Here is a 24031-nt window from a genome sequence, read left to right as displayed (position 1 = left end):
AAGTTTTTTAGAACAGGAAATAACCTATCCCAAGGGAAAAACTGTGGGGTTTGGACTTAAATTCTTTACTGATGCTTGAAAGACTGGTCTCATACCTCAAATCTACTGTGAAATTCTTATAATCTAATCCCAGGCCTCCCGTAACTCCAATATTGGACTTGTCAAACTTTTTAAAGCCTTCCAGCAGAGCCTGGGAAGTAGATATTTTATTGTTGAAGGCATAGCTGTATACGCCTCCAGCAAATATCCTTACATTAAAATCATCAGTTTTAATCAACTTATATCCTACCACTACAGGAATATCAATAGCGTTCCATGAAAGTTTTGAAGAGCTTCCGTCTTGGGATTCGTAGGTTGTTTTTCTTTTGTTGAAGAGAGCCTCTCCCTGCAGATACAGTTTTCCGAGGTCCATTCTCGTCATTACTCCTGCCTGATAACCGAATCCGTATTTCCCTTCTAAAGAAGAAGATTCCGTGGATGTTTTGGTGAAATTTACTCCGCCCTTTACTCCGATGTGAAAAGCTGGGGTTTGCTGTGCTTTAGTTTCTATAGTGCAGGAGATGCAAAATAACAGGGAGCTCAGCGCTAAAAATTGCTGCTTCATAAATTAAGTGTTGTTAATAATTTGTTGCAAAACAACAATTATGAAGTAGGGGATGAAATTTTATTTGATGAATGGCAGAGATGCTTTGACAAAAATCTGTTTCCTGATGAAAAAAATAAAACCGGAAGCATGACTACTTCCGGTTTTTTTATGACTAATAAGGCTGTTCTTCACAAATAGAAGGAGGATTACATCCCCCGCCGCCAGGGTTTCCACCACCACCTACGGCAATGCATTGTCCCGGATTTCCGTCTTCATACATTTCACAGGCATATCCCCATGCGCACTGGCAGTCATCCTGACAATTATAAGAGTTACCTCCCATATGACAACCATCTATTCCGCTGCCCAGAATTGTAGATAAGTCTTTTCTTAAAAGTTTTTTCATTGTTTTCATGATTTAATTAGGTATTAAATGTTATAGTTTAAAATTGTACATCTTTGTAAATATAATAAAATTGTCTTAATTAATTGTAAATGAATTATGTGCAGGTGTTTTTTGAAAAGAAAAGCCACTGCAAGAGTGGCTTCCTTATGATCGATAGAATGTGTGTGTGTCTTAAAAACTGAATTCCTTCTGATACAGCATGCGTTCTTTTGTAAAAAGAGGAATGGTTCCTTCATATCTTAAAGGGGCGATTCCAAAACCATAGAACATATCAGCCTGGATTTTACCTTTTACAGTAATCACTCCTTTTCTTTGAGGAACAATTGTTAACCCTAAAGAGGAAAGGGCAGAAGCTCTTCCTTTCAACCCTGAGTTGGCAATAGGAATGGTAAGAAACATAAGCCCTACAGCTCCTTTTGCTTCTAAACCACCTTCAGCAGATAAATTCCCCTCTGCAACAGTGATAGCAGGTTCTGATTTCTTTTGAAGATTAATGTTAATCTCTGGATTTTTGCTTACTAAGAAGTTAGCATTTCCCTCAAGATCCAAAAGCTGAGCCTGTACTTTTCCTGTAGCCTGTACTCCCAGAAAAGGTCCGGCAGAAAGAGTCGGGCTTAAGATCAGTCCGGTAGGTCCCAAAACGATAGGTACAATAGGGATATTCAGGTAGTCTGTAGTACTTGCGGTGTAGCCCAGGCTTCCTACAATACTAGCAGAGCTCTGAAGTTTGATATCATCCATGATGAGGTTAACATAGAAGTTGGATAAATGTCCCCATGAGAATGTGATATTATAATCAATCTTTGGCGTAAATCCTCCTTTTACATTCACGCTGGATGTTCCTGCTGAAGATAAAGGAAATGAAAACGTTTTATTGAAATTGTAACGGTTGAAGGTAATTAATTTCTGGTTTTGAAGGTTTTTTGCTTCAATAGAATGTATTCTTTGGTTGATTTGCTCAGAAACCATACCTTCTACAGGAATGTAATTTACCATTCTGCCATCAATATTAACAGAAGCTTTCCCTGATGGATCATACACTCCGCTTAGTGTTCCGCTGTAGATAAACTCTTCAAGTTTCGCACTGGAAGTCTGTACTTTAAATTGGTTATTCAATTTTGAAACAGCACTTACTTTTGAAAGAATGGTGTTCACCTGATCTCCTTCTATCTTGGTCCCTACAATAACAGTTCCTATAGAAATACTGTCAGTTTGCGGAGTCATGCGGCTGAATGTAATTTCTCCATCATTATGAGTGGAAATTGCATTTATTGACTCATCATTAAGAATAATAACATTCTTCTGTAAAGTCAGGTTTCCCAAAGTCTTCATAGGAGCAGGCTCTGTAGTTTTTTCAGCAGGAAGATCCGCCGGATCATCCTGAGAACAAGACGTTAAAATAAACAAACAGAAAATAGATAAAAGAAAAGAAAAGTAAAATTTTCTGCCAATTTTGAAGTGGTTAGATTTCATTTTCATATAAAGTGATTTTAAGGTTTAATCAAAATTAAGTGAATTATTTAAAACGTACAAAAGAATTGTGTTAAATTAACATCAACAGCATAATGATTTTTGATTATGTTTCTATTATATGAAAAATAAAAACCCGCTATCAGAATAGCGGGTTTTTGTATATTATTTTTTAAAATTCAATACTAATGGAATAGAAATACTTGAGGAGACAGGCTTTCCTTTGTCTTCTGCCGGCTTCCATTTGCCTTTATCTTTAATCCGGTAAAAAGCGGCTTCAATAAAAGCATTAACATCTTCATTATTTCCTTTTACATTAGGATTAAGGGCATTTCCTTTAGAATCTACTACAAAGTTTAATGTTGCTTTATAAGAATCTGAAGAAAAGTTTAAAAAGACAAGATCTACGGCTTCATATAAAAGCTTTTGAAAAGCGGCTTTACCTTTATCGTATTCAGCTTCTTTACTGACTTTTGCTTTTGTAGGAGGATCTGCAGTGATCATTTTTTGATCCTCAAGGGAAGCTTTATCCAAAGCAGTCTTGTATGCGGTTATTTTATCCTCTGTCAAAAGCCACTCTTTCTTGGTCCTTAAATCATTAGGCTTAGGATATTTATTATACAGAGCCGTTTTCTTCCTTTCATAGCGTGAATCTGCCCTTTCAAATTCAGAAACCTGGGCACTGCCTAAAATAAAAGTGAAAATGAAAGCTGATGCTAAGACCTTTTTCATGATTTATTAAGCTTTTACAATATTAATAATTACTCCGGTTGCTTTTTCCATACTTTCCAAAGCTACATACTCATATGGACCGTGGAAGTTGATTCCTCCCGCAAAGATATTCGGGCATGGAAGTCCCATATAAGAAAGTTGTGCACCGTCTGTACCTCCTCTGATTGCTTTGATTTTAGGTTCGATACCCGCTTCAGTCATTGCTTTGGCAGCAAGGTCTACAATGTGCATTTTACCTTCAAACTGCTGCTTCATATTTCTGTATTGCTCTTTGATTTCCACTTCAGCAGTTCCTTCACCATGTTTTTGGTTGAATTCTGCCACTTTTTCCTCCATGAATTTCTTTCTCGCTTCAAATTTATCAGCATCATGATCACGGATGATATATTGAAGTTTTGCTTCAGAAATATCAGCAGTGATATCCGTTAAATGGTAAAATCCGTCAAACCCTTTTGTGGTGGAAGGAGTTTCGTTAGCAGGAAGCATTTGAGCAAATTCAGCGGCTAAAAGAGCAGCATTGATCATTTTTCCGTAAGCATAACCAGGGTGAACACTTAATCCATGGATTTTCACTACTGCTCCGGCAGCGTTAAAGTTCTCATATTCAAGTTCTCCCACTTCTCCGCCATCCATTGTGTAAGCCCATTCTGCACCGAATTTAGCCACATCAAATTTATGAGCACCTCTTCCGATCTCTTCATCAGGAGTAAATCCTACTGCAATTCTTCCATGTTTAATCTCAGGATGGGCAATAAGATATTCTGCAGCTGTTACAATCTCTGCACAACCTGCTTTATCATCGGCTCCAAGAAGAGTAGTTCCGTCCGTAGTAATTAACGTCTGACCGATATATTTTTTTAAGCTTTCAAATCTTGAAGGAGATAAGGTGAATCCTGTAGTCTGGTTCAAAAGAAGATCATTTCCGTCATAGTTTTCCCAAACCTGAGGCTTTACATTTTCTCCGCTGAAATCCGGTGAAGTATCATAATGTGAAATAAACCCGATGGTAGGTCTGTCATCGCTTTCAAGGTTAGAAGGAACATAGCCCATAATATAACCATGCTCATCAATTGAAACATCTTCCAGGCCGATGGTCTTCAGTTCTTCAGTAATATAGTTGGCAATATCCCACTGGCGAGGAGTAGAAGGTGTCGTTTCACTTTCTGCATCACTGGTTGAATATATTTTTACATAGCTAAGAAAACGGTTCAGTAATTTTTCTTTCCACAATGGGGTGAATTCTATTGTACTCATCAGATATCATAAATTTTAACAAAGTTAGCAAATTTGATGCTGAGAATACGTTATTTGCGATTTAATATCAGTTATTGAAATTATAAATCAGATATAAATCTTTGAAAATCAAAATAATGTTAGCTTTGTATGTACAGTATACTAAGTAGTTTAGTTTTATTATATTTGAGAAAATCAAAAAGTAAAAATGTTTCTTACCGAATGTCCTAGAGATGCCATGCAGGGATGGGGAGAATTTATCCCTACCGATAAAAAAATAGATTATATCAACTCCTTGATGGATGTTGGCTTTGATGTATTGGATTGTCTGAGTTTTGTTTCTCCAAAAGCAATTCCACAGATGGCTGACTCTGATGAGGTGGCAAAAAATATTGATAAATCACGTTCCAAGACTAAAGTTTCTGCAATCATCGGTAATTACAGAGGTGCCGAAAAAGCATTGAAACATCAGTCAGTAGATATTCTGGGATTCCCTTTTTCTATTTCCGAAACTTTTCAGCACAGAAATACCAATAAAAGTCAGGAAGAAGCTTTTGATGAAATTATTAAAATGCTTGATCTGGTAAAAAGTGAAGGAAAACAGCTGAATATCTATTTCTCCATGGCTTTTGGAAATCCATACGGTGAAATGTGGAAATGGGAAGATGTTGACCAGTGGGCACAGCGATTTTCTGATATTGGGGTGAAAGATATCTTATTATCTGATACCACAGGGGTGGCAACTCCGGAAACCATTGCTCTTTTGTTTGAAAAAATACCTTCAAAATATCCTGAAATCAACTTCGGAGGACATTTTCATAACCGTTATGAAGATTCTTATTCGAAATTAAAGGCTGCTTATGATCAAGGCTGCAGAAGATTTGACAGTGCCATCAAAGGAATCGGAGGATGTCCTATGGCTAAAGATGATCTTGTAGGAAATATGCCTACAGAACAGGTTATCAACTTTATGAGTGTTGAAAAGGCAGAACATAAACTGAACTTACTGAACTTTGAAAGCTCTTATAACAAAGCGAAGGATATTTTTCATTTTTAAAAAGAATACATCATAAATTTCACAGATCTAGCAACTTAACTAGACCTTAGGTTGGTACAACGTTCAGTTTGTCATTCCGTAGGAATCCAGATTATCTTTTTCAATAACGAAATTAAGATTCCTACGAAATGACAAAAACACAACTAACTATAGTCATATCTAGTATTAATTCCAAAATCAACAAAATGACTCCAATAATCTCCCCATCCGATTTAAAAAATATTCCAACAGAAAATCTCGTCATTCTTGATGCAAGAACCGGAAAAGAGGTAAAACAAAATTACCTTGAAAAGCATATTCGCGGAGCAAGATTTATTGATCTTGATAAAGATATGGCTGAGATAGGGGAAGATGCTGCTTTTGGGGGGAGACATCCGCTTCCTTCCGTAGAAAAGTTTGCGGAAATCCTTTCAAACCTTGGAATTGCTGCAAATTCTCATGTCGTTGTGTATGACGATAAAAATGCTTCCAATGCAGCAGCACGGGCATGGTGGATGTTAAGATCTTTTGGATTGGAAAATGTTCAGGTTCTTGACGGCGGAATGCAGGCGGCAGAGAAAAATGGACTGGAGTTTTCTTCCGGAGAAGAAACATTTGATAAAGCTGCTTTAATTAAAAAAGACAACTGGGGTCTTCCTGTTTCGAGCTTGGAAGTGGTTGAAAATGAATTGAAAAGCGATTCTTCTACAGTTGTTGATGTGAGAGATGCCTATCGTTATAAAGGTGAATCTGAGCCTATTGACCTGGTTGCGGGGCATATTCCGGGAGCGATCAATATTCCTTTTTCTGAAAATCTTGATGAAAACGGAAACTTTCTAAGTCCGGAAATCTTAAAAGAAAAATACAGTAAGTTATTACAAAATAAGCCTGATCATCTGATTATTCACTGTGGGTCGGGAGTTACTGCGTGCCACACTATTTTAGCGCTGGATTATGCGGGATTTCCCATTCCGGATCTGTATGTAGGGTCATGGAGTGAATGGAGCAGGAGAGAAGGAAAGGAAATAGCAAAAGATATATAAACAAAAACCCCGAAAATTATTTTCGGGGTTTTTATATTGTTAAAGGTAATTTTTAAAGCATTCCCAGCTCAAACTTCGCCTCTTCGCTCATCATATCCTTATTCCAGCTTGGTTCGAAAGTAAGCTCTAAATCTACACTTTTTACGTTCTCTACTTCAGCCACTTTATCTTTTACTTCCTGAGGAAGTGTTTCTGCCACGGGACAGTTGGGAGTAGTAAGTGTCATTATAATTTTTACGTCAGCATCATCGGAGATCTGGACATCATAAATCAGTCCTAATTCGTAAATATCTACCGGAATTTCGGGGTCATATACGGTTTTTAGCACACCAATGATTTCCTCACCAATGTCAGCAATTTGATCGTCTGTAAATTTCATTTTTTAATCTAGATTGATATTCCTTTTCAACAAATCTTCCTGACGCATACGCCGGAAAATATTTGCCAAAGTTAAGACATCTTTTTCACAATAGTCAACAATTCTCTGCAAGTCTTTTTCTATGTAGTAAATTGATGAAACCATTGAGCCGTCAATATCATCTTTCGGAGTGGGAATTCCAAAGACATGCGCCAGCAATTCCAGCGATACAAAACTCTTATAATCTCCGAACTTCCACAGTTCCATAGTATCTATGTGAGGAACCTCCCAGGGTTTCTTTCCAAACATCTGAAACGGAGCAGGAGGGAGCATTCCATTGATCAGGTATCGTCTGGCAATCCATGGAAAATCAAATTCCTTTCCGTTATGTGCACAAAGAATGACATTGTAAAGCCTTGGACTGTTGAAGATTTCTCCAAATTCCTGAAGCATTTTCTTTTCATCATGCCCGGAAAAGCTTTTTATTTTTAACGTTTCATTCTTTTCCACCATCCCGATGGTAATGCAGATGATTTTTCCAAACTCGGCCATAATACCGGCTCGGTCATAGAATTCTTCTGCAGAGACATCGTCTTTTCTCTGAAATCTTGTTTTTTTATCCCACAGATATTGATCGGTTTCGGATAATTCGTTCCAGGAACCGGCTTGCGGAACAGTTTCAATATCAAGAAATAAAACCCTTTCTAAGGGTATGTTCTGTATCATATGTGTTTTTGTTAGTGTCTATCCTACCTGCATTCCATTTTTTGTGGGTAATGAAGGCGCTAAAAGAGTGACATCTTTTTTGTCCTCACCATATAATCCTAATACAAGGCATTCACTGAAGAAGTTGGCAATCTGTTTTTTAGGAAAATTGACCACTGCTAAAATCTGTTTTCCCACAAGTTCTTCTTTTTCGTAAAGAGAAGTAATTTGTGCAGATGATTTTCGGATTCCTAAATCTCCGAAATCTATTTCCAGCTGATAAGATGGGTTTCTTGCTTTTTCAAAATCATTCACTGAAAGAATGGTTCCGCATCTGATGTCTATTTTCTCAAAATCTGCCCAGGTGATATCTGGTTTTACTGTCATGGTAATTCGTTAATTAGATGTTCTACTTCTGTTTTCTGTTCTGCATATTTTTGTTGTAACATAGAGCCTTCACCCATTCTTTTGTAATATTCCAACGCTTTTCCGCCGAAGAATTTTTTATGAAAATCCGAAACTTCAGGGATCTGCGGAAAAACTTTGTGAAAAAGCATCTCATAATAGGCCTGAAATTCTCTTTCATTTTTGTCTTCAATGACCTGTCCGGGAGCCTTCTGCCTTACATGAAGCATTTCATGGGCAACCATATTCAGAACAAGGTTCAGATCAAAATCAAATAAATTTCGTGGGATCATTACGGTCTGAGGACCTCCGAGCTCTCCTTCTGCTGTAAGAAGCATCGAAGTAGGAGAGAGCCCTTCCCTGAATCCGAACCCCGCAAAGTTTTCATGTTCCAGATCAAAAGAATGGAGCAGATATTTTGCTGCATCCAGAATCTGGTTGTGTTCTTTGTAAGCCTCAAGGTGTAAATTGATCTGCTCGAAATTCATCTGAAGTATGTTTTAAACAAATGTATTAAAATATTGAGAATACCAATAGTTTTTATCTCAAAGGTTTAGAGTAGAAAAATGAAATTCTTTTTTCATACGTCAAGTTCTGTCGCTTCTGGGGGTGATCTTTGCCTCAAGAAAAAAACACAATATGAAACTTGACTTAAAAATTCCAGGTGGACATCTTTTGCCGGAAACCACCTAAAAAAATAAGGCTAAAACCTGAAGACATTCTACTAAAAAGAGCTTCAGATCTCTATTTTAATCTACACAAAATTACACAAAATGAACGAAATGGAAAATAATACTGCAGGCGCGCCTGTAGAAAATACACCATCACAAACTCTTTTCAGATTTGTAAGCCTGAGAAGTCCTGAATTATCGGACGATACGAAGCAAGATAAAAGATTTATTGTTATTCCTCAGGATCTGAAAAACGATAACGCTTTTTATATTCCGGTTGTTAACGGAACCGGATTGAAACAAAAATTACTGCAGACATATGCTGCCAATTATGTAAATAACCCTGAACGCATTTCAACAGACTTAAACAGTTCAAATAGTTTAGAAGGCTTCAAAAGAACCTATAAAGCTTACTATGCATTTGGAACCTGGCTGGCAAAAAATAAAAATACCTGCACGTATGAGGAGGTTATTGCAAAAAGAAGTTTGTTGACTGATCCACAGGCTGCTGCTGTAGCCCCACCAATGATCGGTTTATGGAATAATTTAATCTATCAGGTGGTAACTCAGAAAGATTTTTATGTTAAGGAAGTTATTATGCAACAGCTTTTGGCTCACCATATTCTTTCTGTATCCAATGAGGAAGAAATGAAAACGGCACTAGGCGCAAAAGTTGTTTTGCCTAAAGAATTGATGTTGGACAATGAGTCTCTTGTTGCATCACAAACTGTTTCAAGAATGGCTTCTGAAGGACCGAAGGAAACTTTCCCGACAGAAGAAATGAAAAGTCAGCAGTTAATTTCTGCTGCAAAGATGAAGCTTGAAAAATATGAAGCTTTAAAGAAAAATCTTTCTGCTGTTGAAAGATTGTATAAGGCAGAATATCAAAAAGAGTATGCAGCCAAAGAAGAAATTCATCAAAGTGAAATTACTTCGATTATTAATGGATATAAAAGAGAGCTGGCAGCTAATAAAGAGAACTTTTGCCAGGTAAGGAATCCTGAGATAAAATATGATCCGGCAGATCCTTGTCAGCAAGCTCCGGGTATCCCTGAACCCATATTACCAAAGTTTAATTTTCAATTCAGACCTGAAATAGAAGCAGACTCTTTATTAAGAGCAATAAAACCTGAAAATTTGGATGCTTTGCTTGATATTCTGGGATCTGATTTTCAGGCAAGCTCAAATAATGAAAGGTCAGCAGAGCTGAGTCCTCTCGATCTTGCAGGGCTTTTAGAAGGAAGAAGTACTTTTTCGGAGATTGATTCTTTATTGAAAGAAGCTGTTGAGAAGTGTAATACTAGTATTGTTGAAAATACCAATACGGATAATGAAGCATATACCAGTATCGGAGGAGTTCTGATTCCTGTGGCAAAAACAGTGGCTGTTCCTTTTACCTATCAGATTTGCCCGAAGTATGTTCATCAGGGATTTACCTTTGATATGGCACTTACAGTTCCGGATTCATCCTGGGAGATCAATCATATCTCTTATACTTTAACTCCTAATAATGGCTTAGCAGATTTTAATAGTGATTATTTTATGAAATCCAGATCAGGGAATACTATTTTCTTAAATGATCTTTGTATGCCGGGGCTAGACTTTAATACGATTCAGGATGCTTCTTTAAGTATTAAAATTATGTTCACTAATGGAAAACTGGCAAATATTTATGCGAATAAATTACAGGCCAGATCTTGTTTGTCTGACAAATTTTTGCTTGAAGTGGAAGATGATGAACCTGTGAAGACAGATGATGAAAATAATTTTATTCCGTCAGGATTCGGATTTAAGCAAATTGGTATTGCAGATTATTTGAAAGTTGAACAGACTACTCATGCCTATGTTGAAGGTGAAGTCGCTCATATTGAGAATATCATGGCTCGCGAATATCGTGAGAAATCTACCAGAAGATTAAGAAGAAGTGAAAATACTACGACTACATCTTCTGATACAGAGAGAGAACAACTTACTGATACTACAACAGCTACCCGTTTTGAAATGCAGAATGAGATTGCTAAAATGATGCAGGAAGCATCAGACAGTAATACGCAGTTTGGAGTAAATGCAAGTTACAAAACAGGAAATGCAAATATCAATACCAGTTTAGGTCTGGGTAATGCCAGCCATAGTTCCAGAGATGAGAGTATAAGACAAGCTACTACCCAGGCACAGGATATTACATCAAGGGCTATGGATAGGATTGTTACAAAAGTTCATGAGGAGAGAATTGAGAAAATTATTGAAGAGTTTGAAGAAAACAATAGTCATGGCTTTGATAATAAAAAAGGAGATAAACATGTTGTAGGCGTTTACAGATGGGTGGATAAACTGATGAAGAATCAGATCTATGATTACGGGAAACGTATGATGTTTGAATTTATGATTCCTGAGCCTGCAAAATTACATTTGTTGGGAATGACAAAAAGTAAGTTTGTAAAACCTGAAGATCCGAGAACTTCTGATGTAATGCCGATGAAAGATTTCAGTGCCCTTTCCAATGAGACAACTTTGAAATACTGGATCAGTAAATACAATGTGGAAATGGAAAAATTTCTGCAGAATAGTATCAAGGTAACAAAAGGGTTTGCATACGGTAGAGATAAAACTCCGGATATGAGTGAGACAGGAGGAGCATCGAGTGCAATCGGATTACAGGATGTGGTGAAAATTCCGGAGGGATATATCAGTACAGAATATTCAATCAGTGGCGGAGGAAAAGAATATGTTAGCTCATTATTGAATATCAATATTGCTGATAAACGTATTGTAGAGGGAATCACAACAACGGGGTTCAGTAAAAGCGGAAGTTTTGTTGGATATACCGGCGATGTTGCAGTCAGCATTTCTACGGACAGGTTTTACTCTTTTGAAACCTCACTTTCAATCACATGTATGCTGACAGAAGATGCCAGGAAACAATGGCAGCTTAAAACGTTCAAGTCTATCATTGATGCTTACGAAGTCGCTTTGGTCGAATATAACAATGCTATTTCTGAGGAAGAAAACAAAGCCTCTGCCATTAAAGACTCAAATCCTAATTTTTACAGGCAGATTGAAAATACGGTTCTTAGAAAAAATTGTATTTCCTATATGGCAGATAGAGCCCCGGACGCCATTCATGGTTACGGTTTATCAGGGTTAACTCAGGGAAGTTCATTTACCGATTATGAAACGAAGCTTTCTCATAATCTTGACAAATACTCTGCTTTTGTAAAATTCATGGAGCAGGCATTTGAATGGGAGAATCTATCCTATTATCTGTATCCATACTATTGGGGAAATAAACACAACTGGTCAGATTTATATAAAGCAGAAAATACAGATCCTGTTTTTAAAGCATTTTTACAAAGCGGTATGGCCAGAGTAGTAGTAACGGTGCGTCCAGGCTTTGAAGGTGCTGTACAATTTTATCTGGCAACAGGAAAAATATGGAATGGAGGTGAAGTTCCTGTCATTGGAGATGACCTTTATCTATCAATTGTAGATGAATTGAAGCAGCCAAAAGGGAAAAAACATGGAAAAGCATGGATTACCAGACTTCCTACTACTTTAAATATTCTTCAGGCAGAAAGTATAGGATTAAAAGTCACTCATGCATTGCCATTTACTACTGAGAATCCAGATGATTTTGAAGTGCCTTCCGAAGTAATTACTGAGGACAGATTCAATTTTGAACCTAATAATAACCTTCTTGGAGTAGAATCGCTGGAAGGACAGAAAGTGATTTTGGGAGACTGGAAATAACATAATTATTAACCTTAAAAATTAAAAAAAATGCCAATTATAGGAAAAATTATACGTGTCAATGAATTACCTCCCATTGGAGAAAGGGAAACGAATGCTATTTATCAGGTAGCAGCGCCAGGTTCCCTATCTTACACAGATTATGCCGTTGATGAAAACGGAGATTTAAAGACCCATGCCGTTGTTGACGGAACCATTCCCCTGGAATTAGCTGATAATCATGTCAGTATTTCAAATGCTGATCTTTTGGCAGAAGGAATCGCAAGTCAGGCTCAGTATAATATCAAGACAAGAGAAAAATTAGCTAAGAAATTAGAAGTTCCTGTCACAGACGGAAATGCTCAGGATTATCCTAAAATCATAGGATTGAATGATAATGGGAATGTTGCCAAACTTCCTGCAGGTGATTTAGGGAAAAATATGATGAATGCAAACCTGTCCAACAGCGCAGCAAGAAATCATACCCTTAATGCTTCATTTTCGATCAATACTCTAGGAAACCCCTATATATTATCCGGGTTACCTAATAAGAATGCTGATACGGCTAATTTTCAAAAAGTTGTAGTTCAAAATACCAGTGGCTTAAATGCCATTGTAGACAGTAAAAATTTACTGATGGAAATGCCCAATCAAATGACAGAAGTTGAAAGGTCAGCATGGAAGACGAAAATGAACGGAGGCTGGAGTACAGATACCATGAGCGTGGCTGTAATATCGCCGCCAATTGTGGATAAAACAGACCGTCCATTTTGGATCAATCTAAAAGGAGCAAATTTAAACCTTCCATCCACAAGTTTTAAAGTAGAGCTGTGTACCCAGGATAGTGTTTCAGCTGATACAGCTACTGTTGTTACCGCAATCCCCGGTTCACAGGTTCAGCTATATCCTAATGGAATTGATCTGACCTTCTATTACAATTTCAAAAATATTCCGGTAGGAGAATATAAGATCAGATTGTGGAATGGGGTAGCCTGGTATCTGACAAGTTTTACCATCCGTGTGGTAACTCAGATACAGCGTATTCCTCTCAATAACATTGTTTGGGAACAAAAAATATACAATAATGCGGTATCACCCGCCATTACCCAAGCAGGAGCCGCTGTAAGCTACAGCTCCGATAGCAATGTAAAGGCTCTGGCTGATGATTCTTCTTTCATCGCAGCCAGAAAGACAAATCAACTGATTGGGGCAGATGAAGATTTTTACATGAATGTTGAAATTACAGGTAGAACGGCAACAATTAACGGGCCTAACGGTTTTGGAACGATGACCCATTTTGTAGGATTAGTCAATGCAGCCAATGGAGTAGACCTATTAAATCAAACCGTTGCAAACGTTAGGCTGGTTCAGTCGTATTGGTATCCTATGTGTAAAATATTCCCTGACAATTCAGCTGAGACAGTCACTACTGCGGAGCCAACTTATGCTCTTAACGTCACATTTATAAGACGTGGAGGAAGCTGGACTGTTATTGTCAATTTCAATAATAAAACGGTTACCTATACCAAAACTGGTTATACCGGCCCGGTTGCCTTCGGAATGTATAACATGAATACAGGTGGGAATACAGGGGTAAGTGCCAATATTGTTGAACTGTATAAACTATAACCTTTATCAAGCTTTGAGCTTAAAGCAATAAAAGGCAGAGCCTGAAAATTCTGCCTTTCAATCAAATAGTGTCTATAAACTTAGCCACGAATTATTTAACCAAGCAAAATTTTAAAACAATGAAAGAAAAATTATTAATCCCTGAAGAGGTAAAGCAACTTTTAAAAGAAATCAATACAACAGATTTAAACCTGGGGGAAATCCAGATCTCTGAACATCCTTTGCTCTCAACTTTTAACAGATTTATCAGGATCAATAAAATGGTGGTAGATACAGAGCTTCCAAGAATTTATCTCTTTTACCAGCAGGTTTTAAGATATAAAGAAACGAATGAAATTGAACCTTCAAACCTCCCGACTCCTGAATGGCTGATTGGGGAAGATGAATGGTCAAGCCTTAGAGATGAAAACTTTAACAGAATATTTGTACCCGTCGTAGATGAAGAAACCCAGAACCCTGTTCTGGATGAGGACGGACATCCCAAAACATCTATTGTCAAAGTGAATACCCATCATTACATGCTTTGGCTTGTCAAAAACAATAAAATAGGTTTTCTGGATCTTCTGAAAAGCTATTTACAGGAATTTGCTGAGATGAAAAGCAATGAGCTGAACAGGCTGTCTTAACATATTGATTATCAAATGATCATTTAACTGGCAGGGTCTTAAAACCCTGCCTTTATTCACCTTAAAAATCACAAAATGAGTTTAGAAATTTTAAATAATCCTCTGTTGAGGAACATCACGGATTTCTCTCCCGGAAATGACAGTTCTGATTCTTTTGAGACCATTTTCCCTGTTCAGGAATCTCCTTTGGAGTTAAAGCAAAAAACATCAAGACAAATTGCCAATACGTATTACGGTGGGAAACCGGTTACAGACGGTAATGGATTTCAGATCTATTCGGATGATCCTGTCTTTGGAGGAAATATCGACGAAGTTGTTGTTTATAAAAGCAGATTCAGACAGACCATAGCCGGAATTGATGTTGTTCTTTTTGCCAGTAAAAATGGTGCTTTTCTTCTTCAGCGCTTTATGGAAGCTTTACCTAATAGTAATGAACTTATTCTCTTTTTAGAAATTGATGACCGTTACAATCATAATACGGTAATGCGTGCCGTAGCCGGAGCAGGACTTACGAATAAAAAGGATATGCCTTTTGCAGACATTCTCAGTTTTACAAGGAAACACGAAGTAACCGTTACACCAAAATCACTCAGAAACCTTATTGAAAAAGGGATTTACAGAAATAAAGTTGATTTTATAAGCTGGTTTCTGGGACTTAAAGATAAAAGTATCGGAGAAATATTCAGCTTTTTTAAGCAGGAAGCATTGGAAGGAGCGTCAGTGTTTTTCACACAAGGTATTGCCGAAAATATTGTCAAACTAAGAATTTCAGAGAACGGATGGAATCCCAATCCGAAAGAAGGAGAATACAATCCTACCTTTATTCCGGAGGTCTTTTATAAAGAGATCAAAGATTTCTATGAACATAAAGCATCCCAGAACCCTTATGAAAATCTTGCGGGCCAGAAAAAAATCAATGCTAAAATTGTAAAATCTTTTTTTGAAAGCATCAATGAGGTAAAGGATGGTTTTAATGGTCTGCTGAATAACGCTGAAACTTTATTTCCCACTTTTATCTATAAAAGAATTAATAAATCCCTAACCTTCTTTTTCAACCAGATCGATAAGCTGGAGAAGTTTATTGCAGACCCACTCACCGGAATGCAGCATATGGTCTACAGAAACTATCAGATTGCCAATGCCTTTCTTTGTGGAATCTATAACAGTCTGGTTGATATTATTGCCGGAATTTTTTCCATCATCGGCTTTATCTTCAAAGCAGTCGCTGCCATGGATAAAGTGAATGACAGGAAAGTGGAATATGGGGAAATGTTCCTGGAACTGATGGAAGACCTGTTGGAAGGTATTCTGACTTTTGATTATGTGGAGTTCTTTAAGGAATGCATTACGTTTCAGCTAAAAACCATCGTCCGTCTGGTAAAATGGGTAGAAAAAAATCTTCCTAAGATCACACTGGAAAAAGCGGCCTATTATTACGGGTATATCATTGGGATTATCATTGATATTATTGTGGAAACACTTCTTACAAGTGGAACTGCAGCAGTCGCCAGGCTGGCCAAATCCGTAGAAAGTTTTGTCCTGAATCCGTTGGAAAAGATTACCAAAGCGATCACAACAGCAGAGAACGCTCTCAACAGAATTATAGAATTTATTCGAATGATTCTCCGGGAATTTAAAAAGGGATCAAAAGAAATTTTTTCTAAATTAGAAAAGATTTTAAATGAGGTCTTTGGTTTTGGAGAAGAGGTTGCAGATCATGGTTTGTCTCCTGCGGAGAAAACAGTGAAGGATAAGCAGAGGAGGATTCAGGAGAAAATTGAGAGGAAAGGGAAAAAGAAGCAGCTAGAACTATTTAGAGAGGGAATGGAAGGTGTGGAAAAAGCATCTAAACAGTTAATTAATAATATTTCAAAGAAAAGGATTGTAAAAATAGCACAAGAAGGAACGGATGATTTTAGGTATTTAGAGTGGATGGGGGCAGAAGCGAATGTAGGAGGAGAAGATCTTAAGCATATATTATTAAAAAATAACCCAAGTAAAGCTGCTGTTTTAGAAGAGTTTTTACACGGTACACAAAAAAATATAAAAATAATTGAAAATACATCAGATATAGCTTATGCAGAATATCATGTAAAGGATTTTATGATAAGACATCAAAGACTTTTGGGGTTAATTGAAGAAGATATAGAAATATTAAAAATACTTAGAGATAGAGATTATGAAGTTTATAAAAATATTAAATAAATGAAAGAAATTATATTATATGTAAATGGCATTTTTCAAATGTCTTTTGGGAAGACTTTTTTTACTGGAATTATGCATAATCATGATGCTATGGTAGAAAATTCATTCTGGGAATTGATTGTTAATGGGAAAAAAATGGGAGCCATTGAAATTGAAGGAGAACAAATAGTTAAAAAAATCGATAATATTAATAAATATAGGTCTTTAGCCACAAAGATAAAAATTGATAATGATATAGATTTAAAAAAGGACATTGTCCAACTAGTTATGATAAAATAGATTTAAGACCGCTTTATATAAGGCGGTTATTTTTTCTAAATTAGAAAAGATTTTAAATGAGGTCTTTGGCTTTGGCGAAGAGGTTGCGGATCATGGTTTGTCTCCTAAACAGAAGATGGCGAAGGATAAGCAGAGGAGAATACAGGAGAATATTGAGAGGAGAAAAAATGGAGGTTATCTTTCCGGGGAAGACGAAGAGATTTTCAGAAAAGCTCAAAAAGGATCAGGAGGAGGACAAAGGTATAAGAGAAGTACTTTAAGACGCATTGCTGAAGAAATTGAAAAAAAATATAGTGATATTGGACTAAAACTGTTGAGATTGTTACCAAAAGAAGTCATCCAGAGCGTTACAAAAGATGGACAAATTATCTAAATGATATATTGGCTAGCTGTAGAACACATGAAATACCACCAATAATGTTTCTTAGAGATGATGCAACAGAACTCACCATTCAACATGAGATGTGGCATATAGATGATTTCAAAAAATTAGGTTTTAAAGAATATCATAGTGTTCCAAACTGGAAATTAGAAGAATTGGTTTGGGAAAGAGTTTGGAAACAAAAGTACCGTTGGACAGAAATAGAATTATTGGACTCATACAAATATTATAGGAATGAATGTTTAAGACAAGGTGCAGAGCCAAAAATCATTGATGAATTAGAAAAATTATTAAAATAAAAATCATGAATTTAAAAAAAGAGGAGGCATTAAATTTAGGTATTCAAGTAATGTCTGATATAAACTTTAATTATGACAAGAATGCTGAAATTAGTATTAGATATTTAGAAAAAGGGAAATATTATGATTTTAATTGCTGGCTACTAGGTTTTCCCTATGGTTTAGAAGATTTTGATAGATATGTTTATGGAAGTCTAGTTATTGATGATGATCTTAAAATAGTAAAAGAAAATATATCGATACGAAATGGTTCTATAGCCTTGGGATATGATGAGGAGACAGGAAAATATTTCATAAAGGAAAAAAGACCATAATTTGAAGATGTTTTTAAACTGTACTTTTTTCACCAAGTATTATTGCACTTGTTTATAATATGAAAACAATAATAAAAGAATTATTAATAGAATTAACCTTAAATGGTAAAAAACCGTTTCAGTATAAAATATTAGCAAAGGCGGATGATAAACTAGGAATAAGTGACTCTGTTTCACTTACAAACTGGCTTATGCATTGGCATAAAAAAATAAAAAGAGGATTCCCTTTTGAAGAGTTTCAAAACGATTATTTTGAACCTTCCGATGTTTTGTTGCCAAAATATAAAATTTTATTTGAAAACTGTCCTGAACTTTCAGAACTCTATGAGCTTAAAAATGATAAAATATATTTCAATTCTTCTTTAACAAATGAAGAAAAACAAGAGATTTTAGAGTATGTAGATGAAAACTATAAGATTATCAGACATAGTTATGGTAGGAAATCATAATATTTACCGCTTCTTAGGAGGGGGTTCTTTTTTTGTAAATTAGAAAAGATTTTAAATGATGTCTTTGGTTTTGGCGAAGAGGTTGCAGATCATAGTTTGTTAAAAATTTATAAAGATGGGACATATTTTACCACTCAATCTAACTGTAGAAAAAATGAGTGACATTGAGTTAGAAAAGAATTTTGTAAAGAAGCCAGTGATTTTAGGCAAGCAAAATTATTATCCCGTATTTGCAAAGAGAATAGATAAATTCAAAGATTTTCTTTTTTCAGAATTAATTGATGTTAATAATATTGATGATTTTGTGATGGGAGGTGTAACTACTTCATGGTTAATCGCTATTGCAATATTAGACTACTCTGATAACGAACTTTATAAAGCAGACATGGTTACGTTAATTAAACAAAATTGGGATGATGGAAATTTAAAAAATTTCCTGAACTATATTAAAAATGAAGAACAGTTCATAAGATATTTTAAATAATTAACCGCGTGGCCGCACAATTATATCGTGTGGCTTTTCGTTACCAACTTTCTAAAAAGTTTTCATCCTTGTAAAAAAATATCAAAGCCTACCCGAAAGGCAGGCTTTGATTTAAACTAAAAAATAAATTAAGGATGTTCATTTCTTGCTCTGATGACCAGATTGACTAAATCTGAGCCGCCACTTGCAAAATTATCGCTTGGGTTGTGGGCACTTTGAGTAGCCACAGCATACGGAGAGCCGTCCCAATATCCCCAGAAAGGGCCTCCGCTTTGTCCAGGCCATATATCTGCTTTATGGCTCATGCTTTCGTTGTCATCAGCACTCCAGAAATCTCCATCCAGAGCGATACCTGTTTGGTAGGTTGGTCTTTGCGTTCCTGTAAGGTCACCCGGATATCCTGCGTGAGTCCAGTAGGCGCCTCCATCCCATGAATCAGAGTAGGATTTTGAGCCTAGCCATCCTGTGCTGTTTCCGATGGGTCTGTCTAATACAATCACTACATAATCGTATTGTATTTCCGTAGAGTCGATAGTAGGACCTGCTACTTTATACTTGTAATAGGTTAATGTTCCCCAGGCTGTTCCGTAAGGAGCACTTCCGTTATAATACATTGGAGTGAATTTCAGCCATCCTGTTGTATTATTAGGCTGCCAGTCTACAATATGGGAACAGGTAAGAAGGTGTCTTGGACCAATCATTACTCCGCTTCCTGAGCCTAAAGAGCTTTCTACTCTTCCCACACATCTCCATGGATAGGCGGTAGAGTTATATACTTTTCTTTGATCTGCTCCGAAAATAGTTCTTGCATTTTCAGCAGTCAGGAAAGAATCTCTTTCAATGAATTTAGGTTTTCTGTCTTTTTTAGGTTCCAGTTTTGGGTTGTATTCAAAATCAGCATGGGTAGGATAGAAATGATCAGTTTCCAACGATCGGTTTTCTGCTGTTTTTTCATCCATAGGCATTCCTATGGTTTTCATTCCTTTTGGAAAAGTTCTTCCGTTAATGGTTTCCATAGCAGGAGCCTGGCTGAATAATTTTTCAATTGCTGCCGGTTTTTCAGTTAATTTCGCTTTAACAGTTCTAAGTCTTGACACCTCTTCAGTTGTCATTGGGTTGTTGTTTTCAATTTTAGACATGATTATTATTTTTAATCTAGTGTATTCCTACTCTTTTGATGGCTTTTCGGATTCCGCCGGTAAAGGTTTATGATTAAGTGAATATTTTTTGTGAAAATTCTGCAGTAATGCTTTCTGTCTGGTTAATTTGAGCGGCTCCCATAGCAGCCAGTGCAATAGCCACCTGTTTATCAAGCGTTTTTCGGACGATATTTCCATTGGTAGCACGTAATGCCTTACAGAAATGATAGGTGAAATATCCTCGTATTTGTCCGCTGATATTGCCTTCCATTGATACCTGATTGTCTTTCGCAGCCGCCCATAAAGTATGGTTCATTCCTGCAACAGGGACAAGTGCTTTCGTGAGAACGGTTGTTTTTTTTGAATTCTTAGAAGATTCCATTTCACTGGCATAGGTCAGATAGAATTCATCTTCAAGCATGGGAGGAATGTAACGGGCAGTTTCGTTCAGAAAATCTGCTTCCAGTCCCAGATCCATTTTTCTGGTTCCTGTTCCGGAATAACAGCAGTCGAAGATCACTTCCATATTCACTCCGGCTTTTAGTTTGCTGAGAACGGTCTTAAAATCATCATCACGAATGACTCCGTTATTGGCATAATCGTGTGGACAAATAGCTTCATCCAGACCATCCAATTCCAGATCTGCTCCGATATTGGCGACTCTTGTTCCGTGCCCGGAATAATAAAAGACAAGAGAATCTCCTTTTACACTTGTGCTGATCATGGATTTCAGATAGTTCAATATATTCGCTCTTGTGGCATTTTGGTTGGTCAGGATTTTAATCTTTGCCGGACTAAAACCACAGATAACCAATGTATTTGCCATATCCCTCGCATCATTTACACAGCCATTAAGGTCCGGACCTCCGTATCCAATGGGTGCATAATCATTAATACCTACGATAAGTGCTTTTTTCATTGTATTAGTTTTAAAAATATTCCCTACTCTGTTTCGGCTTTTCGGGTTCTGCCTTTCTGTGTTTTTTTCTATGACAAAATTCCATCATTCTGAAAGACAAAAACAGAGGAGAAAACCGTATTTTGGAAAAGGAAAAACACCTTTTTGGCTGTATATGAGAATGTTATAAAATAAAAATCCGGCAGCTTGAAAAGCTGCCGGATACGTAAATAGAATGTAAAGATGTTTGTTTTTATAGTATTGAAATAAGATAAATAATGAGAATAGTCAATCAGCACAGATCATGTTTTAAGGCAAAAAGCACCAAACCTGCTCTGTTTTTTATATCCAGTTTTACAAAAACAGAATCTCTGTAGCCATCAATGGTTTTGGGGCTAAGGCACATCTTATCAGCAATTTCCTTGTAGGTAAGTTCACTGCATGCCCATTTTATAAATTCCTTTTCCCGGTCTTTCAGTTCTGAAAGTAAGGATGCATTTTTAGCTTCTTCAGTTTTTACTTTCAATAACTTCTGGGCTACAAAATCAGTATAAAAACTCCCTTTCTCAAATACGGTATCAATAGCCTGAAAGAGAATAGAGGGCTGCATATCTTTGAGTAAATACCCTTTTGCTCCGGCCTTCAGCATTTTAATCAAAATTCTTTCATCATCATCCATGGTCAGGGCAATGACTTTGATATCGGGATAATGCTCGGTAAGCCATTCTGTGGTTTCTATACCATTTTTATAGGGCATATTAACATCCATCAGGACTACGGCGGGTAATTCTGAAGCCTGTTCCACACCTGCAATAAATTCTTCTCCGTTGGGATGATTCATAATTACCCGATATTGAGTGTTTTCTGTGATCATATTTTCCAGGGCTTTGGAAATTAAGGTATGATCATCAACGATCGCTATGGGAATAGTTTTCATAATAAATTTTTGTGATAGGTTATCAATGTTTGTGTTCCTTTATTAAGTTCTGAATGTATAGACAGTTCAGCATGAATCAGTTTGGCTCTCAGTTCCATGTTTTTTAATCCTGAACCGTCCTGAATACTGCTGGTATCAAAGCCTCTTCCATTGTCGGAGATGCTGATGTGTAGTTTCTCACAGTCATCTTCCATCTGTATGGAAACATTTTTGGCTTTGGAATGTTTAAGGATGTTGTTGATACTTTCCTGTACAATTCTGAAAAGAATCAGACCGTGTTTTGGTGAAATATCAATATCCTGTTTTTGAGTGATAAATTCTATTTTTAATAATTTCAGTTTTCTGATCCTCTGAACTTCTCTTTCAATAGACTCTGCCAGCCCGAAATGAATGATCTGTTCAGTGATTAATGTTTTAGACAGGTTTCTTATATCCTGTATGCATTCACCCAATAATTCGTTGAGCTCAATCAGATCTTCTTTTTCGGTATTTTGGAGCTTGGTAATCAATTGGTTTTGGCGCAAACGAACTACCGAAAGTTTTTGACCCAGATCATCATGCAATTCCTGACCGATATAGTTGAGAGTCTGTTCCTTCATTTCTACCTGCGAAGTAGCAAGCTCCTTTTCAAAATGAAGGTCTTTTTCTTTTTGTGCGATCAGCAAGGTTGTTTTTTTCTTGATAAAAACCGCATAAATAAAGATCATTGTCAAGACAACGATGAATAAAGTAATCGTAAAGATGATGACTAAATTATTCTCTTCCATATCTGAAAAGGATTTATCTGATTCTTTCTTGTTTGTTCCAAATTAAACCCAATATGAGTATACCATTACTGATCAGATTCAACATAAATAAAATGAAAAAATAAATAGTTTCCGAAACAGTAGTTCTGAAAAAAAGTATTGGGATGCTTCCAATGAAAAAGATCAGTAAAGCTACTGAAATCCAGAATGGTAAGTAGCTTTTGATTCCCAGTATTTTATCAGAATTAAAGGTTTGGTACAGGAACAAAATAATTGAAAATAACAACAGAAGAATATCTACATAGAGCATATTAAAAGAAAAGTGATGAAGCAGATCATCCTCTGTATAAAACATGACAGCAATATTAAGGACAAAAAGGGCCAGGATGATAACCTGTATCCTTTTGAGCAGCGGAACATACAATAACTGGTAATAGTAAAATAAGTATAAAAAGAATATAATCATTAAAAAACCAATCACGTAAAATATGTCCGTAGGCAGTTTTGTCAGGTCGTAGTAGAAATAACAGAAAATATCAATCAGGGAAAACAACAGATATCCTATGATAAAAAACAAATTCTCCTTTCCGGTTTTTCTATATTTTGTGACCATCAGAGTCATTACTATAATGGATATAACCATAGATATCTGTTTCCCTGTTTCAATATTCCAGTTCATAATCTCGTTTTTATGGCATGGTTCCGGATAACGTTTTTGGAGGAGGTGCCAGATTGGTCATGTTCATAGATTCTATTGAAGGGACATCTGTGTTTTCCTCAGTAGCTTCCGTTCTGGCCATTGGATTGTCTCTTTTTCTTTTCTGTGAAGTAGGTACCAGAAATATGGTTTGATAGCCTGCGTATTCAGGTTTTGCCATTCTGTTTTTAGGATGATTTACAGGGTATTTTCCCATATAAATTCTAATTCCCGGATTTTTTAATTTCTGTTTTTTGGCATTTTCTTTTACATATTTAATATAACCTTCCATGTCTTCCAACGAAAACCAGTACCATCGGGAATCAGGTTCACCGTTCCTGTATTTGGTGAGAATTTCATGATTGGTTCTGGTATATTCATCAAAAAGAACCCGGCCTTCACGATAGCTGATCAGTTTTTTCTTATAACTGTTGCTAACAGGTTCTTTAGGTGGTTCGGAGCAGCGGGTGCAGCTTAGCAGACATAAAGCCAGAATAAGTGCTGCACATAAGGGACTTAAAATCTTAGTAAAAAAGGAAGTTTTCATTTTTATGGTTTTAATTTTATGGAACAAAA

Annotated in this window: 27 protein-coding genes; 12 read left to right on the top strand and 15 right to left on the bottom strand. The window is 36.5% G+C overall.

Annotated features, from left to right (window positions below; all coding sequences use genetic code 11):
* Positions 1 to 7 precede the first annotated feature (7 nt).
* The 5 genes from JOE44_RS16760 to pepT form a co-directional block, all read right to left on the bottom strand.
* Complete coding sequence (locus tag JOE44_RS16760; protein WP_209786447.1) at positions 8 to 604, bottom strand: porin family protein; 597 nt, start codon at positions 602 to 604, stop codon at positions 8 to 10.
* Between the two features lie 154 nt (positions 605 to 758).
* A complete protein-coding gene (locus tag JOE44_RS16755; protein WP_209786446.1) occupies positions 759 to 992 on the bottom strand; it encodes a hypothetical protein in 234 nt (77 codons plus the stop codon).
* 171 nt (positions 993 to 1163) lie between these two features.
* The gene (locus JOE44_RS16750) at positions 1164 to 2471 is read right to left on the bottom strand and encodes a hypothetical protein (protein WP_209786445.1); all 1308 of its coding nucleotides are present in this window, start codon (positions 2469 to 2471) and stop codon (positions 1164 to 1166) included.
* Between the two features lie 156 nt (positions 2472 to 2627).
* Complete coding sequence (locus JOE44_RS16745; RefSeq protein WP_209786444.1) at positions 2628 to 3194, bottom strand: hypothetical protein; 567 nt, start codon at positions 3192 to 3194, stop codon at positions 2628 to 2630.
* A gap of 6 nt (positions 3195 to 3200) precedes the next feature.
* Positions 3201 to 4448 carry a peptidase T gene (pepT, locus tag JOE44_RS16740; protein WP_209786443.1) on the bottom strand — a complete coding sequence of 416 codons (1248 nt, stop codon included), beginning with the start codon at positions 4446 to 4448 and terminating at the stop codon, positions 3201 to 3203.
* 187 nt (positions 4449 to 4635) lie between these two features.
* Between pepT and JOE44_RS16735 the strand changes: the two genes are divergently transcribed.
* Together JOE44_RS16735 and JOE44_RS16730 are read left to right on the top strand one after the other, a co-directional pair.
* A complete protein-coding gene (locus JOE44_RS16735) occupies positions 4636 to 5484 on the top strand; it encodes a hydroxymethylglutaryl-CoA lyase (protein WP_209786442.1) in 849 nt (282 codons plus the stop codon).
* A 185-nt stretch (positions 5485 to 5669) separates the two neighbouring features.
* Complete coding sequence (locus tag JOE44_RS16730) at positions 5670 to 6506, top strand: sulfurtransferase (protein ID WP_209786441.1); 837 nt, start codon at positions 5670 to 5672, stop codon at positions 6504 to 6506.
* A gap of 52 nt (positions 6507 to 6558) precedes the next feature.
* Here JOE44_RS16730 and JOE44_RS16725 read toward each other — a convergent pair whose 3' ends face one another.
* The 4 genes from JOE44_RS16725 to JOE44_RS16710 are packed head-to-tail and all read right to left on the bottom strand — an operon-like array spanning position 6559 to position 8462.
* Positions 6559 to 6885, bottom strand: coding sequence for an SUF system Fe-S cluster assembly protein (locus JOE44_RS16725; RefSeq protein ID WP_034691980.1), 327 nt, complete (start codon positions 6883 to 6885; stop codon positions 6559 to 6561).
* 3 nt (positions 6886 to 6888) lie between these two features.
* Positions 6889 to 7590: a 3'-5' exonuclease gene (locus JOE44_RS16720; protein WP_209786440.1), complete on the bottom strand. Its 702-nt coding sequence runs from the start codon at positions 7588 to 7590 to the stop codon at positions 6889 to 6891.
* 18 nt (positions 7591 to 7608) lie between these two features.
* Complete coding sequence (locus JOE44_RS16715; protein WP_079243765.1) at positions 7609 to 7956, bottom strand: tRNA-binding protein; 348 nt, start codon at positions 7954 to 7956, stop codon at positions 7609 to 7611.
* The gene (locus tag JOE44_RS16710) at positions 7953 to 8462 is read right to left on the bottom strand and encodes a hypothetical protein (protein ID WP_209786439.1); all 510 of its coding nucleotides are present in this window, start codon (positions 8460 to 8462) and stop codon (positions 7953 to 7955) included. The genes JOE44_RS16715 and JOE44_RS16710 overlap by 4 nt, the downstream gene beginning before the upstream one ends.
* A gap of 294 nt (positions 8463 to 8756) precedes the next feature.
* Between JOE44_RS16710 and JOE44_RS16705 the strand changes: the two genes are divergently transcribed.
* The 10 genes from JOE44_RS16705 (at position 8757) to JOE44_RS16660 (ending at position 19038) form a co-directional block, all read left to right on the top strand.
* On the top strand, positions 8757 to 12392 hold the full coding sequence (locus JOE44_RS16705; protein ID WP_209786438.1) for a hypothetical protein: 3636 nt from the start codon (positions 8757 to 8759) through the stop codon (positions 12390 to 12392).
* 30 nt (positions 12393 to 12422) lie between these two features.
* Positions 12423 to 14000 carry a hypothetical protein gene (locus JOE44_RS16700; protein WP_209786437.1) on the top strand — a complete coding sequence of 526 codons (1578 nt, stop codon included), beginning with the start codon at positions 12423 to 12425 and terminating at the stop codon, positions 13998 to 14000.
* Between the two features lie 119 nt (positions 14001 to 14119).
* Complete coding sequence (locus tag JOE44_RS16695; RefSeq protein ID WP_209786436.1) at positions 14120 to 14626, top strand: hypothetical protein; 507 nt, start codon at positions 14120 to 14122, stop codon at positions 14624 to 14626.
* A 75-nt stretch (positions 14627 to 14701) separates the two neighbouring features.
* Positions 14702 to 16831 carry a hypothetical protein gene (locus JOE44_RS16690; RefSeq protein WP_209786435.1) on the top strand — a complete coding sequence of 710 codons (2130 nt, stop codon included), beginning with the start codon at positions 14702 to 14704 and terminating at the stop codon, positions 16829 to 16831.
* Positions 16832 to 17110, top strand: coding sequence for a hypothetical protein (locus JOE44_RS16685; RefSeq protein WP_209786434.1), 279 nt, complete (start codon positions 16832 to 16834; stop codon positions 17108 to 17110).
* A gap of 115 nt (positions 17111 to 17225) precedes the next feature.
* Positions 17226 to 17483, top strand: coding sequence for a hypothetical protein (locus JOE44_RS16680; RefSeq protein ID WP_209786433.1), 258 nt, complete (start codon positions 17226 to 17228; stop codon positions 17481 to 17483).
* Positions 17484 to 17527: 44 nt separating this feature from the next.
* Entirely contained in the window at positions 17528 to 17791 is a 264-nt protein-coding gene (locus JOE44_RS16675) for a zincin-like metallopeptidase toxin domain-containing protein (protein WP_209786432.1), read from the top strand.
* 5 nt (positions 17792 to 17796) lie between these two features.
* Positions 17797 to 18105 carry a hypothetical protein gene (locus JOE44_RS16670; RefSeq protein ID WP_209786431.1) on the top strand — a complete coding sequence of 103 codons (309 nt, stop codon included), beginning with the start codon at positions 17797 to 17799 and terminating at the stop codon, positions 18103 to 18105.
* 59 nt (positions 18106 to 18164) lie between these two features.
* Complete coding sequence (locus JOE44_RS16665) at positions 18165 to 18554, top strand: hypothetical protein (RefSeq protein ID WP_209786430.1); 390 nt, start codon at positions 18165 to 18167, stop codon at positions 18552 to 18554.
* A gap of 115 nt (positions 18555 to 18669) precedes the next feature.
* Positions 18670 to 19038, top strand: a complete 369-nt coding sequence (locus tag JOE44_RS16660; protein ID WP_209786429.1) for a hypothetical protein — start codon at positions 18670 to 18672, stop codon at positions 19036 to 19038.
* Between the two features lie 128 nt (positions 19039 to 19166).
* Here the strand turns inward: JOE44_RS16660 and JOE44_RS16655 are convergent, their stop codons facing one another.
* The 6 genes from JOE44_RS16655 to JOE44_RS16630 form a co-directional block, all read right to left on the bottom strand.
* Positions 19167 to 20177, bottom strand: coding sequence for a trypsin-like peptidase domain-containing protein (locus JOE44_RS16655; protein WP_209786428.1), 1011 nt, complete (start codon positions 20175 to 20177; stop codon positions 19167 to 19169).
* 73 nt (positions 20178 to 20250) lie between these two features.
* Positions 20251 to 21096, bottom strand: coding sequence for a caspase family protein (locus JOE44_RS16650; RefSeq protein WP_209786427.1), 846 nt, complete (start codon positions 21094 to 21096; stop codon positions 20251 to 20253).
* Between the two features lie 271 nt (positions 21097 to 21367).
* On the bottom strand, positions 21368 to 22012 hold the full coding sequence (locus JOE44_RS16645) for a response regulator transcription factor (RefSeq protein ID WP_079243768.1): 645 nt from the start codon (positions 22010 to 22012) through the stop codon (positions 21368 to 21370).
* On the bottom strand, positions 22009 to 22779 hold the full coding sequence (locus JOE44_RS16640) for a sensor histidine kinase (RefSeq protein ID WP_209786426.1): 771 nt from the start codon (positions 22777 to 22779) through the stop codon (positions 22009 to 22011). The genes JOE44_RS16645 and JOE44_RS16640 overlap by 4 nt, the downstream gene beginning before the upstream one ends.
* A 13-nt stretch (positions 22780 to 22792) precedes the next feature.
* The gene (locus JOE44_RS16635; protein WP_209786425.1) at positions 22793 to 23437 is read right to left on the bottom strand and encodes a hypothetical protein; all 645 of its coding nucleotides are present in this window, start codon (positions 23435 to 23437) and stop codon (positions 22793 to 22795) included.
* A gap of 10 nt (positions 23438 to 23447) precedes the next feature.
* Entirely contained in the window at positions 23448 to 24002 is a 555-nt protein-coding gene (locus JOE44_RS16630) for a hypothetical protein (RefSeq protein ID WP_209786424.1), read from the bottom strand.
* Between the last annotated feature and the right edge of the window lie 29 nt (positions 24003 to 24031).

The organism is Chryseobacterium sp. PvR013 (genome assembly GCF_017833095.1).
In the GTDB taxonomy this organism is placed as follows: domain Bacteria; phylum Bacteroidota; class Bacteroidia; order Flavobacteriales; family Weeksellaceae; genus Chryseobacterium; species Chryseobacterium culicis_A.
The sequence above is the reverse complement of the archived record's forward strand: the minus strand, read 5'-3'. Positions and strand labels throughout refer to the sequence as shown.

Coding starts and splice junctions, on each gene's coding strand:
- JOE44_RS16760 (WP_209786447.1), bottom strand. CDS start 604: ATGAAGCAGCAATTTTTAGCGCTGAGCTCCCTGTTATTTTGCATCTCC.
- JOE44_RS16755 (WP_209786446.1), bottom strand. CDS start 992: ATGAAAAAACTTTTAAGAAAAGACTTATCTACAATTCTGGGCAGCGGA.
- JOE44_RS16750 (WP_209786445.1), bottom strand. CDS start 2,471: ATGAAAATGAAATCTAACCACTTCAAAATTGGCAGAAAATTTTACTTT.
- JOE44_RS16745 (WP_209786444.1), bottom strand. CDS start 3,194: ATGAAAAAGGTCTTAGCATCAGCTTTCATTTTCACTTTTATTTTAGGC.
- pepT (WP_209786443.1), bottom strand. CDS start 4,448: ATGAGTACAATAGAATTCACCCCATTGTGGAAAGAAAAATTACTGAAC.
- JOE44_RS16735 (WP_209786442.1), top strand. CDS start 4,636: ATGTTTCTTACCGAATGTCCTAGAGATGCCATGCAGGGATGGGGAGAA.
- JOE44_RS16730 (WP_209786441.1), top strand. CDS start 5,670: ATGACTCCAATAATCTCCCCATCCGATTTAAAAAATATTCCAACAGAA.
- JOE44_RS16725 (WP_034691980.1), bottom strand. CDS start 6,885: ATGAAATTTACAGACGATCAAATTGCTGACATTGGTGAGGAAATCATT.
- JOE44_RS16720 (WP_209786440.1), bottom strand. CDS start 7,590: ATGATACAGAACATACCCTTAGAAAGGGTTTTATTTCTTGATATTGAA.
- JOE44_RS16715 (WP_079243765.1), bottom strand. CDS start 7,956: ATGACAGTAAAACCAGATATCACCTGGGCAGATTTTGAGAAAATAGAC.
- JOE44_RS16710 (WP_209786439.1), bottom strand. CDS start 8,462: ATGAATTTCGAGCAGATCAATTTACACCTTGAGGCTTACAAAGAACAC.
- JOE44_RS16705 (WP_209786438.1), top strand. CDS start 8,757: ATGGAAAATAATACTGCAGGCGCGCCTGTAGAAAATACACCATCACAA.
- JOE44_RS16700 (WP_209786437.1), top strand. CDS start 12,423: ATGCCAATTATAGGAAAAATTATACGTGTCAATGAATTACCTCCCATT.
- JOE44_RS16695 (WP_209786436.1), top strand. CDS start 14,120: ATGAAAGAAAAATTATTAATCCCTGAAGAGGTAAAGCAACTTTTAAAA.
- JOE44_RS16690 (WP_209786435.1), top strand. CDS start 14,702: ATGAGTTTAGAAATTTTAAATAATCCTCTGTTGAGGAACATCACGGAT.
- JOE44_RS16685 (WP_209786434.1), top strand. CDS start 16,832: ATGAAAGAAATTATATTATATGTAAATGGCATTTTTCAAATGTCTTTT.
- JOE44_RS16680 (WP_209786433.1), top strand. CDS start 17,226: ATGGCGAAGGATAAGCAGAGGAGAATACAGGAGAATATTGAGAGGAGA.
- JOE44_RS16675 (WP_209786432.1), top strand. CDS start 17,528: ATGTTTCTTAGAGATGATGCAACAGAACTCACCATTCAACATGAGATG.
- JOE44_RS16670 (WP_209786431.1), top strand. CDS start 17,797: ATGAATTTAAAAAAAGAGGAGGCATTAAATTTAGGTATTCAAGTAATG.
- JOE44_RS16665 (WP_209786430.1), top strand. CDS start 18,165: ATGAAAACAATAATAAAAGAATTATTAATAGAATTAACCTTAAATGGT.
- JOE44_RS16660 (WP_209786429.1), top strand. CDS start 18,670: ATGGGACATATTTTACCACTCAATCTAACTGTAGAAAAAATGAGTGAC.
- JOE44_RS16655 (WP_209786428.1), bottom strand. CDS start 20,177: ATGTCTAAAATTGAAAACAACAACCCAATGACAACTGAAGAGGTGTCA.
- JOE44_RS16650 (WP_209786427.1), bottom strand. CDS start 21,096: ATGAAAAAAGCACTTATCGTAGGTATTAATGATTATGCACCCATTGGA.
- JOE44_RS16645 (WP_079243768.1), bottom strand. CDS start 22,012: ATGAAAACTATTCCCATAGCGATCGTTGATGATCATACCTTAATTTCC.
- JOE44_RS16640 (WP_209786426.1), bottom strand. CDS start 22,779: ATGGAAGAGAATAATTTAGTCATCATCTTTACGATTACTTTATTCATC.
- JOE44_RS16635 (WP_209786425.1), bottom strand. CDS start 23,437: ATGAACTGGAATATTGAAACAGGGAAACAGATATCTATGGTTATATCC.
- JOE44_RS16630 (WP_209786424.1), bottom strand. CDS start 24,002: ATGAAAACTTCCTTTTTTACTAAGATTTTAAGTCCCTTATGTGCAGCA.